This is a genomic window from Mycolicibacterium chengduense, assembly GCF_033741155.1.
GTDB lineage: Bacteria > Actinomycetota > Actinomycetes > Mycobacteriales > Mycobacteriaceae > Mycobacterium.
The window spans coordinates 393902-408218 of record NZ_JAWQNH010000002.1 but is presented as its reverse complement, the minus strand read 5'-3'; the positions used below and the strand labels follow the sequence as shown (position 1 = coordinate 408218).

Annotated in this window: 14 protein-coding genes and 1 pseudogene; 6 read left to right on the top strand and 9 right to left on the bottom strand. The window is 67.8% G+C overall.

Going from position 1 to position 14317, the window contains the following annotated elements; translation table 11 throughout:
* Positions 1 to 8 precede the first annotated feature (8 nt).
* The gene (locus SBI67_RS07500) at positions 9 to 431 is read right to left on the bottom strand and encodes a nitroreductase family deazaflavin-dependent oxidoreductase (protein WP_266045404.1); all 423 of its coding nucleotides are present in this window, start codon (positions 429 to 431) and stop codon (positions 9 to 11) included.
* Between the two features lie 121 nt (positions 432 to 552).
* On the opposite strand from SBI67_RS07500, the gene SBI67_RS07495 reads away from it, so the two are divergent.
* The 3 genes from SBI67_RS07495 (at position 553) to SBI67_RS07485 (ending at position 3730) form a co-directional block, all read left to right on the top strand.
* Positions 553 to 1923 carry an LLM class flavin-dependent oxidoreductase gene (locus SBI67_RS07495; RefSeq protein ID WP_318979935.1) on the top strand — a complete coding sequence of 457 codons (1371 nt, stop codon included), beginning with the start codon at positions 553 to 555 and terminating at the stop codon, positions 1921 to 1923.
* Entirely contained in the window at positions 1920 to 3140 is a 1221-nt protein-coding gene (locus SBI67_RS07490) for an acyl-CoA dehydrogenase family protein (RefSeq protein WP_318979934.1), read from the top strand. Before SBI67_RS07495 ends, SBI67_RS07490 begins: the two co-directional genes overlap by 4 nt.
* Before the next feature lie 128 nt (positions 3141 to 3268).
* Positions 3269 to 3730: a PPOX class F420-dependent oxidoreductase gene (locus SBI67_RS07485; RefSeq protein WP_318980479.1), complete on the top strand. Its 462-nt coding sequence runs from the start codon at positions 3269 to 3271 to the stop codon at positions 3728 to 3730.
* Here SBI67_RS07485 and SBI67_RS07480 read toward each other — a convergent pair.
* The 4 genes and pseudogenes from SBI67_RS07480 to SBI67_RS07465 form a co-directional block, all read right to left on the bottom strand.
* Positions 3727 to 4933, bottom strand: a pseudogene (locus SBI67_RS07480) (HNH endonuclease signature motif containing protein). The gene SBI67_RS07485 and the pseudogene SBI67_RS07480 sit on opposite strands and share 4 nt — an antisense overlap.
* A gap of 29 nt (positions 4934 to 4962) precedes the next feature.
* Positions 4963 to 5577 (bottom strand): TenA family protein, encoded by a 615-nt coding sequence (locus SBI67_RS07475; RefSeq protein WP_318979933.1) that lies wholly within the window; start codon positions 5575 to 5577, stop codon positions 4963 to 4965.
* Positions 5574 to 6131 (bottom strand): TenA family protein, encoded by a 558-nt coding sequence (locus SBI67_RS07470; protein WP_318979932.1) that lies wholly within the window; start codon positions 6129 to 6131, stop codon positions 5574 to 5576. The genes SBI67_RS07475 and SBI67_RS07470 overlap by 4 nt, the downstream gene beginning before the upstream one ends.
* A 41-nt stretch (positions 6132 to 6172) precedes the next feature.
* Positions 6173 to 6832, bottom strand: a complete 660-nt coding sequence (locus SBI67_RS07465) for a TetR family transcriptional regulator (RefSeq protein ID WP_318979931.1) — start codon at positions 6830 to 6832, stop codon at positions 6173 to 6175.
* A gap of 138 nt (positions 6833 to 6970) precedes the next feature.
* On the opposite strand from SBI67_RS07465, the gene SBI67_RS07460 reads away from it, so the two are divergent.
* From SBI67_RS07460 to SBI67_RS07450, 3 genes are all read left to right on the top strand, one after another.
* Entirely contained in the window at positions 6971 to 8620 is a 1650-nt protein-coding gene (locus SBI67_RS07460) for an alpha/beta fold hydrolase (RefSeq protein ID WP_318979930.1), read from the top strand.
* Between the two features lie 21 nt (positions 8621 to 8641).
* Complete coding sequence (locus SBI67_RS07455; protein WP_318979929.1) at positions 8642 to 9523, top strand: LysR family transcriptional regulator ArgP; 882 nt, start codon at positions 8642 to 8644, stop codon at positions 9521 to 9523.
* A 64-nt stretch (positions 9524 to 9587) separates the two neighbouring features.
* The gene (locus tag SBI67_RS07450; RefSeq protein WP_318979928.1) at positions 9588 to 10166 is read left to right on the top strand and encodes a TetR/AcrR family transcriptional regulator; all 579 of its coding nucleotides are present in this window, start codon (positions 9588 to 9590) and stop codon (positions 10164 to 10166) included.
* A gap of 6 nt (positions 10167 to 10172) precedes the next feature.
* Here SBI67_RS07450 and SBI67_RS07445 read toward each other — a convergent pair whose 3' ends face one another.
* From SBI67_RS07445 to SBI67_RS07430, 4 genes are all read right to left on the bottom strand, one after another.
* Positions 10173 to 11840 carry a sensor histidine kinase gene (locus tag SBI67_RS07445; protein ID WP_318980478.1) on the bottom strand — a complete coding sequence of 556 codons (1668 nt, stop codon included), beginning with the start codon at positions 11838 to 11840 and terminating at the stop codon, positions 10173 to 10175.
* 42 nt (positions 11841 to 11882) lie between these two features.
* Positions 11883 to 12530, bottom strand: coding sequence for a hypoxia response regulator transcription factor DosR/DevR (dosR, locus tag SBI67_RS07440; protein ID WP_318979927.1), 648 nt, complete (start codon positions 12528 to 12530; stop codon positions 11883 to 11885).
* A 72-nt stretch (positions 12531 to 12602) separates the two neighbouring features.
* Complete coding sequence (locus SBI67_RS07435) at positions 12603 to 13577, bottom strand: Acg family FMN-binding oxidoreductase (RefSeq protein ID WP_318979926.1); 975 nt, start codon at positions 13575 to 13577, stop codon at positions 12603 to 12605.
* 107 nt (positions 13578 to 13684) lie between these two features.
* Positions 13685 to 14281 (bottom strand): TetR/AcrR family transcriptional regulator, encoded by a 597-nt coding sequence (locus tag SBI67_RS07430; protein ID WP_318979925.1) that lies wholly within the window; start codon positions 14279 to 14281, stop codon positions 13685 to 13687.
* Positions 14282 to 14317 lie beyond the last annotated feature (36 nt).

Below are 14317 nucleotides of genomic sequence, written 5' to 3'. Positions count from 1 at the left end.
ATCACGAATTATTCGACGACGAAGACCGGGATCTGCCGGTCGGTCTTGGTCTGGTACTCGGCATACGGCGGGTAGGCCGCGACGGCCAGCTCCCACCAGTGGGCCCGCTCGTCACCCTCGACCTCGCGGGCGGTGCCCTCGGTGACCTTGTCCCCGTCCTGCACGGTGACCTGGGGGTTCACCTTCACGTTGTGATACCAGGACGGGTGGTTGGGGTCGCCGCCCTTGGAGGCCACCATGGCGTACTTGCCGTCCTCCTCGACGCGCATCAGCGGCACATAACGCTTCTTGCCCGATTTCGCTCCCGTCGTGGTGAACAGGACGATCGGACGATCCAGGACCTCGACGCCGTCGGTGGTCCCGCTCTGCAGGATCTTCTCGGTCTGGGTGCGGACCCAGTCGGTGGGGCTCAGTTCAGGCTGCTCAGTCACCTGCTGCGCAACACCGATCGGCGTGCGGATATTCCCGCCGTGTGTGACGCAACGTTACGGAAGAGAATCGCACCGATTTGATCGGTATCGCGAAGCCGTCCGGTGGGCCATCGTGTCGGCGGTGGCCCGCCAGATCGTTCTGAACGCGTTCGACATGAACTGTGTGACGCATATCGTTGCCGGTACCTGGCGGCACCCGGAGTCGCAGGCGGCACGGTACAAGGACCTGGAGTACTGGATCGACCTGGCCCGGCTGTTGGAGCGGGGGCTGTTCGACGGGTTGTTCATCGCCGATGTGCTGGGCATCTATGACGTGTATGCCGGCGGTCCGGAGGCCGCGCTGCGCTCGGGTGCCCAGGTGCCGGTCAACGATCCGCTGCTGGTGGTGCCGGCGATGGCCGCCGTCACCGAGCATCTCGGATTCGGCATCACCGCGGCAACGTCGTTCGAGCACCCGTATTCGTTCGCGCGCCGGATGTCCACCCTGGACCATCTGACCAAGGGGCGCGTCGGGTGGAACATCGTCACCGGCTACCTGGAGAGCGCTGCCCGTAACCACGGGTTGGACACCATCACCCCGCATGCCGACCGCTACGCGATCGCCGACGAGTACACCGAGGTGCTGTACAAGCTGTGGGAAGGCTCCTGGGAGGATGACGCCGTCGGCGCCGAACCCGGGCGCGCGCACTACGCCGATCCGGCCAAGGTGCACCCGATCGAGCACTCCGGCAAGCACTTCCGGGTACCGGGAATCCATCTGTGCGAACCGTCCATCCAGCGCACCCCGGTGCTGTACCAGGCCGGGGCGTCGAACCGGGGCCGGCAGTTCGGCGCCGAGAACGCCGAGGTGATCTTCATCGGCGCGCCCACCAAGGAGGTGCTGCGCGAGGCCGTCGCCGATATCCGGACGCGGGCCTCCGATGCCGGGCGCGACCCGTACGACGTCAAAATCGTCAACGGGCACGTCGCCGTGACCGGGCCCACCCGCCAGGCTGCGCGCGACCGCTACGAAGACTTCCGCCGGTATACGGATCCCGAAGGGGCACTGGCTCTTTGGTCGGGCTGGCTGGGCAGTGACCTGTCCCGGTTCGACTTGGACGACCCGGTGGCCGTCACCGACAACGAGTACCTGAAGTCGTCGGTGCAGATGTTCGGGCAGGGCCAGTGGACGCTGCGCGATTTCATCGACGCACATGCCATCGACGCCGAGGGCGGCTTCAGCGTCGGCGGACCCACCGAGGTGGCCGACGACCTGCAGTCCTGGGTCGAGCAGACCGACGTCGACGGATTCAACCTCACCAACGTCATCACCCCGGGGTCGTTCATCGACTTCATCGACCACGTCGTTCCCGAGCTGCAGCGACGCGGCGTCTATAAGACCGCATACGAGCCGGGTTCGTTGCGGCACAAACTGTTCGGGCGCGGTCCGCGGCTGCCCGAATCACACCGCGCGGCGCGCTACCGCCGCGTCACCGAGGAGATATCACGATGACGAACACCCTGTCCACCGAACCGCTGACCTATGGCTCGGACCGGCTGGCGCAACTGATCGCCCAGATCGGCGAGGGCGCCCTGGAACGCGAACGCAACAACGAGCGACCCTTTGCCATCATCGATCTGATCCGCAAGTCCGGACTCGGCGCGCTGCGCGTCCCCGCCGAGCACGGTGGCGGCGGTGCCAGCCTGCGGGAGTTGTTCGCCACGGTGATCGCGCTGGCGGCCGTCGACGTGAACGTCGCGCACATCCTGCGTGGGCACTTCTCCCACGTGGAGGAGCGGCTGCGCCTGGACGAGGACGAACGCCGCCGCGTCATCGACCTGGCGCTGCGCGGTGCGATCGTCGGCAACGCCTCCACCGAACTCGGGTCCACCCCGGCCGGATCGTTCACCTGGCAGACCAAGCTGACTCCCGATGGTGACGGCTTCCGGCTCAATGGCACCAAGTACTTCACCACCGGCACGCTGTACGCCGACTATGCCGAGGTGCTCGCCAGCAACCCCGAGGGCGCCACGGTGATCGCGCTGGTGCCCACCGATCGGGAGGGCGTGACCGTGCTCGACGACTGGGACGGTTTCGGGCAGCGCGCCACCGGCACCGGGACCGCCGTCTTCGACAACGTCGAGGTGCACGCCGAGGAGCTGTTGCAGTTCGCGCCGCCGGACGCCGATGCCGAGCCGCCGGCGCTGTATCTGTCCGGGGCGTTCTTCCAGCTGTATGTCACCGCGCTGGAAGTCGGTGTGCTGCAAGCTCTTCGCAACGACGCGGTCGCGCATGTGCATCAGCGCCCGCGTAGCTTCACCTGGGCTCCGAATCCATCGGCCCCTGATGATCCGCTGCTGCAGCGCGAGATCGGGGAGATCGCCGCGGCCGGGTATGCGGGTGAGGCCACGGTGCTGGCCGCCGCCGATGCGCTGGAGCGCGCCTATGACGCCGACGTCGCCAAGACCGATCCGCACCTGGACCTGGCGCATGAGGCGTCGCTGCACGCCGCGGCGGCGAAGGTCGTGATCGACGGGCTGGCGCAGAAGGCCGCATCGCAGATCTTCGACGTCGGTGGGGCGTCGGTGGTACGGCAGGCGCATCTGCTGGACCGGCATTGGCGCAACATCCGCACGCTCGCGTCGCACAACCCGACGTCGTACAAGGCCCAGGCCATCGGCGCCTACTACACGCGCGGCACCAAACTCCCGGGCAGCGGCTACTTCTGACCGGCGATTTGTGGAGCCGCACCCGTAACCAGTACGGGTGCGGCTCCACAAATCAGGAGAAGGACGAGTTTTCCGGCTAATCGGTCCCACGGTTCAGTTTCGGCGTGACCGAGGGGGACAATCACGGTATGCCCCGCACCTACGCCACCGCCGATACCGTCAGCCTCGAGCAACTACTGGAGTTCGTCCGCCCACGTCACCGGATGGTGCTCACCACCTTCCGGGCGGATGGCTCGCTGCAGAGTTCGCCGGTCACCGCCGGCGTGGACGGCCAGGGCCGCATCGTCATCGCCAGTTACCCGCAGCGCGCCAAGGCCGTGAACATCGGCCGAACTCCGCGGGCCAGCGTCGTGGTGCTGTCGGACGAGTTCAACGGCCCCTACGTCCAGATCGACGGTGACGCCGAGCGGATCGACTTACCCGACGCGGTCGAGCCGTTGGTCGACTACTTCCGCGCCGTCGCCGGTGAGCACCCGGATTGGGACGAGTACCGGCAGGCCATGGTTGATCAGCGAAAGTGCTTGCTGCGCATCACGCCTCGCCGGTGGGGGCCGGTGGCCACCGGGGGATTCCCGCCGCCGCAGGATTAGTTGGCGCTCGTCGGTGGTGGTTGGAAGGGTTGGTACCACCACCATTGGGCGCGTTCACCGGTCGGGCCCTTGTAGGGCGCGACGGTCGGTGGTGCGGTGGTGGGTGGTCGGGCCAGTGAGCCGCGGTCGATGGGGTCGCCGTCGGTGTCGGTGACGACGAGGCGATCGGCGGGGCCGGTGATGGTGATCTCCCCGCGGTGATGCAGGCGGTGATGCCGCGGGCAGAGCAGCACGAGATTGTCCAGCTCGGTGGGGCCACCGTCCTCCCAGTGCACGAGGTGATGCGCATGCAAGCCCCGACTGGCGGCGCAGCCGGGGATGACGCAGTGCCGGTCCCGGTGCTCCAAGGCCTTCCGGAGCCGGCGGCTGATGGTCCGGGTGGACCGCCCGGCCCCGATCGGTCGGCCGTCACGCTGAAACCAGGCCTCACAGGTCGCATCGCAGAGCAGTTCCCGGCGCTCCGCATCGGTGAGCACCGGCCCCAGGTGCAGGGCGGCGGGTTGGTCGACCTCGACGTGCACGATGACGGTGGTGTGCTGCCCGTGCGGGCGGGCGGGCGGCGACGTCGGTGTCCCAGCCGGCGTGCACCAAGCTCATGAACGCATCGACCCGGGTGGGGAACGGCGTCTGGTCACCGGGATGCTCGGCGATCAGCGCGTCGTGGCGGGACTGCAGCGCGGCGTCGAGTGTGGCGGCTTCCAGCCGGGGCAGGGTGATCCGGTAGGTGCAGTGGTCCCCGTGTTCGGTTTTGGTGATCGCCGGTGTGGGTTCGGGTTTGGGTGGTGCGTCTGGTTGGGGTGCCAGTTTGATGGCGGTGCGCAGTTGTTCGACGGTGGCCGACAGCGCCAGTTCGGCGTAGTGGGCATCAGACCCGTCGGCGGCGCGTTCGGCGATGACCCCGACCTGATCCAACGACAGCCGGCCTTGGCGTAGGCCGTCGGCGCACTGGGGGAACTCGTCGAGGCGGTGTGCGACGGCGGCGATGGTTTCGGCGTTACGCGGTGTGGCCCCGGTTTTCCAGGCGATCAGGGCCGCGATCGAGCGGCAGCCGGTCATGCCGGCCAGGTCGTTGCGTTCGAGTTCGGCGACGATCTCGACGAGTCGTCCGTCGATGGCGTTGCGTTGCCCGCACAGTTCACCGATCTCGTCGAACAGCACCGCCAAGCGCTCTTTGGGTTCCAAAGACGCTGCGGCGGTGGACATACCTCATTCTGGCAGAGGGGTACGACAAGTCAGGCTCTGAACGCCGCCTCGAAGAATCCCAACTCCAGACGCATGGCGCGGCGGTAGGTGTCGTGCAGCGCGGGGGTATCGACGTCCTGGTGATCCAGCAGTGTCTCGAGCTGAGTTGCCAGCGCCTCGAATTCCGGATCGGCATAGGTCTGCACCCAGTCGGCGTACGGTCCGGCGTCGCCGCCCGCGAGCGACCGGCCCAGCCATGCGTAGAGCCGCATGCATGGCGTCATCGCGGCGTACACGGCGGCGGCATCCTGGGTGGATGCGGTGGCCAGCAGGAAGTCGGTGTAGGCCAGGGTCGCCGGCCACGGCGTCACCCCGGCCATGTCGATACCCCACGAATCTGCGTACGAGGCATGCAGCCGGAGTTCGTCGCGGACCCCGCCGAGGAGATCCGCCAGGGTCAGCAGGGTGGTGGTGTCGGCGCTGCGCACCAGCACCAAAGCGTAAGCCCGCGCGAAGGATTCGAGAAAGAACGCATCCTGGGCGACGTACCCGGCGAACAGCTCGCGTCGCAACGACCCGTCGCCGATACCCTGCACGAATGGGTGGGCAAGGGTCTGAGCCGCAAGGTCGTCGTTCTCCGACCACAGCCGGGAGGACAGGGTCATGCGCCGGCCATCTCCCAGAAGTCCACCTCGTGCGACAGCACTTCGTCCACCAGTGCGTTGTTGTCCTCTGGGGTGGCCAGCTCACCCAGTGCGTCGACGTATGACGCGAATTCCGGTGTGCTCCAATGTTCGACGAACTCGCGGAAACGTGAGCTCGGCGAGTGTGCATACTGCCATGCGAGCAGGTACACCCGTTCCAACGCCCACAGCGCGGTGACGGCCGCGTCGAACGGTTCGGCGTCGAGGACGCGGAGCAGTTCCCGGTAGGCGAGGGTGGCCGGCAGCGCCGTGCTGTGCAGCTCGATACCGCGCCGGGCGGCCTGTTCCTCGAACCAGTCCAGTTCGCTGACCAAGGCCGCGCAGCCGGCGACGAGCACCGCCTGCGCCGGGCGTGGTGAGCGGGCCAGCAGTCGGGCCTGGAACTTCAGCAGGTCGGCGACGAAGATGGCGTCCTGTTCCAGCCAGCGGTCGAAGGCTTCGTCGGTGATGGTGCCGTCGCGCACCGCATTCAGGAATGGATGCCGGGTGGCCGACGCCCAGAGCTCATCTGACACGCTCGAAGGATAGCGCCCACCTCGTGGTTGCCCGGCAGCGCTCATTCGTCGTCGGTGAACACCGGGCGTGCCGGCGGAAACCGCGCTGCGACGGCCGGCAGGAAGAACACCTCGATATAGCGCCTGGTGGTTTCGGGATCCTCCGACCCGGGCACGACGCCGAGCAGCAGGCTCATGCTGGTGGCGATGAGAAAGCGGGCGAGGTCCTTGCCGCGCAGGCCCGGTCGCAACGATCCGCCGGCATCGGAGTCGACGACGGTGGCCATCCATGCCTCGACCATTCGGTGCAGTTCGGCGTTGTTGGCCAGCATGTTGGCCACGATGCGGTCGTCGGCCTGATCCGAGATCGACCGCACCAGCGGGTCTTGGTTGAGTTCGGTGGCGACGATCACCAAACTCTCGACCATGATGTCCAGCGGCTCGGCATCAGCGGGCAACCGGTCGAGGATGCCGACCATGTGCCGTTGGGTGGTGCGCCGCATGAGCGCTTCGACCAGGCTGTCCCGGGTGGGGAAGTGCCGGTAGACGCTGCCGCGCGAGTAGCCGGCCGATCGGGCGATGGTCTCGATGGTGGTGTTCCGGTAACCACGGGTGACGAACAGCCGCTCCGCCGTATCGAGGAAAGTCTCCCGCAGTTCTTCTGCTGCCGCGCCGCCGCCAGCCGGGCGGCCCCGACGGCGGCGTGCCGGCTCCTCGCCCACTCGCGTGCCCGTCCTTCGTGCCGTGTCGTAACACCACGACGCTACTACGCGTCCGTCAATTACTCTCGACAGCTAAATATCAAGTGAGCTAGTTTGTTCAATTGTGCCGCGTCGCGCGGCCGCGGTGGGGGGATTCCGATGGTCGCTCGGGTGATGGCATGGCTGGCTGCCGTGTTCGCGATGACTGCGGTGACCGCCGCGCTGCTGGCCGGTGCGGCGGTCGCCGCCGCCGATCCCGATGCGGGGTCGGCCGCCGGCAGCGGCAAGCCGGCAGCCGAAGGTCCGCGTGATCCGAAGTCCGCGGACCCCGCGGCGGCGACGAGGGACGAACCCGCCACCGAGTCGCAGCGGGATGTTTCGAAACCGTCGACACCGGCGGAGGAAGAACCGGCGCCCACCGAGACCGCGAAGTCCGGCACCACCAAGAAGAAGGCTTCGACCACTCGGCAGCGCAGCGCTACTCCGACCACCCATCGCACCGCGGCGGTCGCATCGGCCACGAAAACTGCACCGGTGCAGGAAGAGACGAAGGACACTGCGGCGCGCCCGAAGGTGCCCTCCGCGGGATTGGCGCAGGCGGCGGCGCGCGAGCCCTCGGTGACTGTGGACGCACCGTCGTCGGTCAGCGCGGCCGCCGTGGTTACCGCCCGTCCGGCTGATCGGGTGGTGGCCGAGGCCGCGACCCCGCGCCGGGTGACGCCGGTCGACGCCATCGGATCGGTCATCCTCAACGCCGTGATGGGTCTCGTCCAGTTCTTCGCGGGGCCGCCGGTGCTGCCTGCCGACGCCAACGTGACCGTCCGCACGTCGACACTGCGGATCCCGGTCGCGGGCGGGCGCACCGTCACCGCAGACTGGTATTTCCCCACGGGTTCCGATGACCAGGCGCCCGCCCGGCTGATCTATCTGCAGCACGGGTTCGGTGCGGTGGGATCGATGTACAGTTTCACCGCGACCGCGCTGGCCGAGCGCACCAACAGCGTCGTCGTCGCGCCGACCATCACCTCGAATTTCCTTGCCGCCGATGGGGCCTGGCTGGGCGGTACCGCCATGCAACAGGGCGTCGCGGACCTGTTCGCCGGTGATCGAGCGGCGCTGACGGCGAGCGCGTCGGCGGCGGCCGGGCGCGAGGTGACCCTGCCCACCCGCTTCGTCCTGGTCGGCCACTCCGCCGGCGGCAGCCTGGTGATGGGGGCGGCAAACGACATGATCGACAACGGGGCATTGGCCGACCTGGCCGGCGTGGTGCTCCTGGATTCGGTGGATATGAACGGCACGGTGCCCAAGGCGTTGGCGCGGCTCACCGGAGCCAATGACGTTTCCGTGCTCGATATTTCGTCGGAGCGCTACGTGTGGAACATGTTCGGTGCGGTGGGCGACGAACTGGAAGCCGCTCGTCCCGGTCAGTTCAACGGTGTGATGTTGACCGGTGGGCGTCATATCGATGCGTTGCTGGGCGGCAACAAGCTCGTCCAGTTCGCCGAGTATCTGGTGGCAGGCTTCTCGGCACCCGCGAACGTCCAGGCCGTTCCGACGATCGCGGCCGGCTGGATCAACGACCTCTTCGCCGGCACGCGCGAGGGGTACTACCCAGCGCCGGGACACAGCGTCGAGATTCCCACCTCGTCCGGGGTCGCCACCGCGGTCGCACTGCCGTTCGCCTCCGGCAAGCGCATCCAAGCCACCCCGCTGGACGGCATCTTCGAACTCGTCCTCGGTCTGATCACCCGGGTGGCACTGTTCGATACGACGCCGGATCAGTTGCGGCTCTTGGCTCTAAGGTCGTGACCGTGCACTAGCATGGCGGGCATGAGGCTGGACGGTCAGCAGTTGGCCGCCTACGCGGCCGTCATCGAACGGGGCAGCTTCGATGCCGCCGCAACGCATCTGCACGTCACGCCATCGGCGGTCAGTCAGCGCATCAAGGCGTTGGAGCAGCGGGTCGGCCAAGTCCTGGTCATTCGGGAAAAGCCTTGCCGGGCAACACCGGCCGGTACGCCGCTGCTCCGACTGGCCGCCCAGATGGCGTTGCTGGAGGCTGAGGCGCTGGCCGAGACCGGCGACGGACCGCAGGAGCCCATCAGGGTGGCGGTGGCGGTGAACGCGGACTCCATGGCCACGTGGTTCGCCGGCATCTTCGCCCGGCTGCCGGGCATCCTCTTCGATATCCGGATCGAGGACCAGGATCATTCGGCCCGGCTGCTGCGCGCCGGTGAGGTGATGGGGGCCGTCACCACCGAGCGGACCGCCGTCTCCGGCTGCCGCGTGCAATCCCTCGGTGTGATGCGCTACATCCCGGTGGCGACCCCGGACTACCTGCGGCGCCACCTGCCCGACGGCTTCACCGCGAAGGCGGCTGCCGAGGCGCCGTCACTGGCGTGGAATCGCGATGACGCACTTCAGGACAACTTGCTGCGCAAGGCCTTTCGGCGTGATGTGCGTCGCCCGGTGCACTATGTACCGACCGCCGAAGGGTTCCGCGCGGCGGTTCAAGCGGGATTGGGGTGGGGTATGTACCCCGAGCAACTGGTGGGCCCGGACTTCGTCCGGATCGCCGAGATCCATCTCGACGTTCCGCTGTACTGGCAGTGCTGGAAGCTGGACAGTCCCGTCGTGGACACCGTCACCGAAGCCGTGCGGACCGCCGCTGCGGTGCTGGGGACGAAAGCGGCGACACGACGGCCAAGCTGACCTATGACAACTGTAATAATCACAGTTCGAGGTACCTTATGACAACTGTCATAAGGGAGCTGCGATGAACGGCGGAGATGTCGACGCCCGGGCCCGGATGGTGGCCGGGGCGGCCGAGATGATCCGGCGGCGCGGGGTGAACGCCACCAGCGTGCGTGAGCTGGCCAAGCACACCGGCGCGCCACTCGGGTCGACCTATCACTATTTTCCGGGCGGCAAGAGCCAGCTCGCCGCAGAGGCCGTCCGGTGGGCCGACGACCGCACGGCGCGCAGGCTGACCGAGGCGACGGCGGCGGGTCCGGCCGAAGGCCTGGAGGCCTTCCTGGCGATGTGGCGAGAGATCTTGGTGGACAGTGACTTCCAAGCCGGCTGTCCGGTGCTGGCGGTCGCGGTCGAAGAACTGGCCGACGGTGATTCCGCCCCGCGTGATGCGGCGGTGTTCGCGTTCGGGCACTGGACGACGATCCTTGCCGGCGCATTGCGCAGGCAGGGCGTGTCTCCGCACCGGGCGACCGGGACGGCCACCCTGATCGTCGCTGCGGTGGAGGGGGCGGTCGTGATGAGCCGGGCAGAGCGGGCCACCCAACCGCTGGACACCGTCGGTGAGCAGCTACGCGATGTGCTGGGGACGGTGCTCGGCTGACCTCGACTAGGGCAAGGGCACGTGCCAGCGCAGTACCATCCCCCCTCCGGTGGGCGCGGTCAGCGCGAGATCACCGCCGCACTCCTGGGCCCGCAGGCGCAGGTTCGCCAGCCCGCTCTCGGTGATCGGTCCGTCGAATCCTCGTCCGTTGTCGGTGACCTCGACGGTGAGATCGTCGTCGACACGCACCGATACCGTGATCTCCGTCGCGTGGCCGTGTCGCACCGCGTTGCTGACGGCCTCGCGCACCACAGCCTCGGCATGGTCGGCGATCGCCGGCTCGATGACCGACAGCGGACCGTTGTACTGCGCGGAAGTGCGGACGTCCGCCGACGAGAACTGCGCGAGCGCGTCGTCGAGGCGCTGCCGTAACCGGGTGCTCCCCGCGGATCCGCTGTGCAGATCGAAGATCGCGGTACGGATCTCGGAGATGACGTCCTGCAGGTCGTCCACGCATTTCTCCACCCGCTGTGCCGCATCGGCCGGGCGGATACGGGGGATGGCCCCTTGCAACGCCAGTCCGGCGGCGAACAACCGCTGGATGACATGGTCGTGCAGATCCCGCGCGATCCGGTCCCGGTCGGTCAGCACGTCCAGTTCGTGTATCCGCCGCTGCGTGGTGGCCAGCTGCCAGGCCAACGCCGCCTGGTCGGTGAACGCTGCGGCCATCGACAGGTCGTCGTCGGTGAACGGCGCGGCGCCCGGTTCGCGTTGGGTGATCACCACGCCGGCAACCGTCTCGGTGGTGCGAAGGGGGAGCACCAACGCCGGTCCCGCACTGCCCGCCACGTCGAGATGGGGCGCGCTCAACGGAATTCGCCGGGTATACGCCTCACCGATCGGTCCGTCGCCCACCGGGATCGGCGCCAGCGTCCCGATGTCCACCGATCCGGCGCCGGTGACCTCGGCCACGAGAAGTTCACCGACGGCCCCCGGCTCTTCGTCCTCGTCCTCGGCAATCGCGACAACGGCGACGGCCGACGCGGTGAGCGCTCTGGCGCGTTCGGCGATCACCCGGAACACCGCGGCCGGGTCGGTGCCCGACAGCAATTCGGTCGCGATGTCCCGGGTGGCCTCGATCCAGGCCTGCCGCTGTTGCGACTGCTGGTACAGCCGGGCGTTCTCGATCGCGATGCCCGCGGCCGCGGCGAGGGCCTGCGCCAGCACCTCGTCATCCTCACTGAAGGGCTGGCCGGAGTTCTTCTCGGTGAGATAGAGATTGCCGAACACCTCGTCGCGGATCCTGATCGGAACGCCGAGGAAGGTCGTCATCGGCGGGTGGTGCGGCGGGAAGCCGACCGACGCCGCATGATCGCGGATGTTGTCCAGCCGGATCGGGCGTGGATCGTCGATGAGCACGCCGAGCACGCCCAGTCCCTGCGGCAGATTGCCGATCTGGTGGCGGGTGGGTTCGTCGATGCCTTCGTAGACGAATTCGACCAGTTCGTGCCCGTGCCCGCGCACACCCAGTGCTCCGTAGCGGGCGTCGATCAACTCGATCGCCGTGTGCACGATCGTGGCCAGCGTCGCGTCGAGTTCCAGGCCTGCGGTGACCGTCAGCATCGCGTCGACCAACCCGTCCAGCCGATCCCGGCCCGCCACGATCTGCTCTACCCGCTCCTGAACCTCGCTGAGCAGTTCGCGCAGCCTCAACTGCGACAGCGTCTCCCGCATCGGGCGGTTGCGTCCGTCATCTGCTCCAGGCACGGCTGGAGTCTATTGCCCGCGTTGGATCGGACGATCGAGTCGGGAGACGTAGACGGCCGCCTGCGTGCGGCGCTGCATGCCCAGCTTGGCCAGCAATCGGGACACGTAGTTCTTCACGGTCTTCTCCGCAAGGAACATCCGGGCGGCGATCTGCTTGTTGGTCAACCCTTCACCGAGGAGGTCCAGTAGAACCCGTTCCTGATCGGTGAGGCCGGACAACGGGTCGGAATGTTCGCGGGATCCCCGAAGCTTGGCCATCAGGGCGGCGGCGGCCCGGTTGTCGAGCAGGGATCGCCCGGCCCCGACCTCCTTGATCGCCTGGGCCAACTCCATGCCCTTGATGTCTTTCACCACGTAACCGCTTGCGCCGGCCAGGATCGCATCCAGCATCGCCTCGTCGGACGTGAACGACGTCAGCATCAGGCAGCGCAGATCGGGCAGCTGGGACAGCAAGTCGCGGCACAGTTCGATGCCGTTCCCGTCGGGCAGCCGCACGTCGAGCACTGCCACGTCGGGGCGCAGCGCCGGTATCCGGGCCAGCGCCTCGGACACCGACCCGGCTTCACCGATGACGTCGAGATCGGGATCCGACCCGAGGAGGTCGACAAGCCCGCGACGCACCACCTCATGGTCGTCGACGAGGAATACGGAGACCATGGGCGCACCTTCCGGGAGAGAGGCTGTGCTCATCATTGTGGACGCATCGTGGCTGCGGCGGCAGATGCGGGATCAGATCTCGACCCGCAACACGTCCTGCAGCGGGCGGCGCGGTGTCGGCGGCGGCACCTCCTCCAGCGGAGATGCGACCCCCAGCCGCACCACCACCTGCGGCGCGGCGCGGCCGACGAGTGTGCTGACGATCTCCCGGCTGACAGGCACCTCGGTCAGATGGCTCAGTGTGCACGACGACAACCCGGCCATGGTGGCATCCAGCAGTACCGCCGACAGCGCCTCGCCGGCGGCCAGGATGCCTTCCCGGCTGTCATCCAGGGCGGAGATGACGAGCAGGCGGGCCTGATCCTCGCCCACATCGCGCCGGCGTTCGCGATTACCCGTGACGGGGAAGGTCCGACCGACGTCGACACGATCTGCCTCCTGCGCCGAGATCAGCGCCGTGTGCGGTATGCCATCGCTCACCTCGTAAGCAGTTGTCCACCAGGTGATTTCGTGGTGATACTCGGAATCGTAGAGACGCATCGCGTCGGTAAGGGCGGAGGCCTCGGCCAGGGCCGGGCGGTCGGCGGGGTCGACGATGTCGACGGCGCAGCCGAAGTGGTCGGTGCCGCGCAGCATGTGCTCGAAGGAATCCCAGTCCGGGGGTGCCCCGAACGGCAGCCGGTCGGTGCGTCTGCGCAGGATGGCATCGGCACGCTGGCGTTGGTCGTCGGTGACCTGTGCCAGCTTGCTCAGACCGATATCGGCCACGCGGTAGCGATCCTCGGCGTCGGGGTACAGCGTGACATGTGTGGCGTAACCGGCTGCCGCGACAGCCACCCGGAAATGATCGAGGGCAGCCCCGCAACTGATCAGCGCTTGCCGGCCGCCGGCATCCGAGGCGACCAGATGGTCGGGATCGATGAACAACGACACCGTGCCGGACCGGATCACCCAGCGCCACGGCTGGCTGTTGTGATAGGAGGGGGCGCGGCAGGCGAGGTGTACGGCATCCTCGACGAGCGTGACGGGGACAAGTGTCGTCGGCATGAACTGATCCTGCGCTGCGGACCGCTCGCGGGGCAGGGCCAGAAGTCCCTAATCGGAAGTACGGAGCGCCGAGGATGCCCGCCCCGCCGCGTCGATTCGCCGGCCGGTCAGGTGAGGTTGAGCGCCGGTCCGATCCAGCGCCGCAGATACGCCCGCAGCCGGGCACCGGTGCGCGGCGGATCGGTCGGAGCGAAGATCATCGACTGGATGTTGCGCAACAGGAACTCGACCAGCTCATCGAGCATGTCATCGCCATAACTCATTGCCGCCCAGTCGATATGGGTGTGGCGCAACATGGTTCGGCACCGGGCGATGACTTCCGGGGTGAGCATGCCGCGGCTGAAGCTACTGGTCCGGTCGCTGTCCAGCAGCAATTCCAGCAGCGGTTCGTGGGGGAGTCGTTCGATGATGTAGGCCACCACCTCGACCAGTTGATCGGTCACGTTGAGGTTCGCGGTGAGGATGCCGACCTCGGCGACGAAGCCCTCCAAACTCACCTCCGCCACCGCGGTGAACAGTTCCTCGGTGCCGGTGAAGTAGCGATAGATGGTCCGGCGGGTGATGCCGAGCGCCTCGGCCACGTCGGCCAGTGCGGTGCGGCCGGCACCCCGCTCGTCGATCAGCACCCGGGTGGCGTCGATGATCCGCTTGCGCGCCTCGGCATCGTCGGTCGGCGGTGTGCCGCCCCATCCTTTGCGTCCCACCCCCGCGACTCTTCCAGATGGCGACATCGGGGTGCG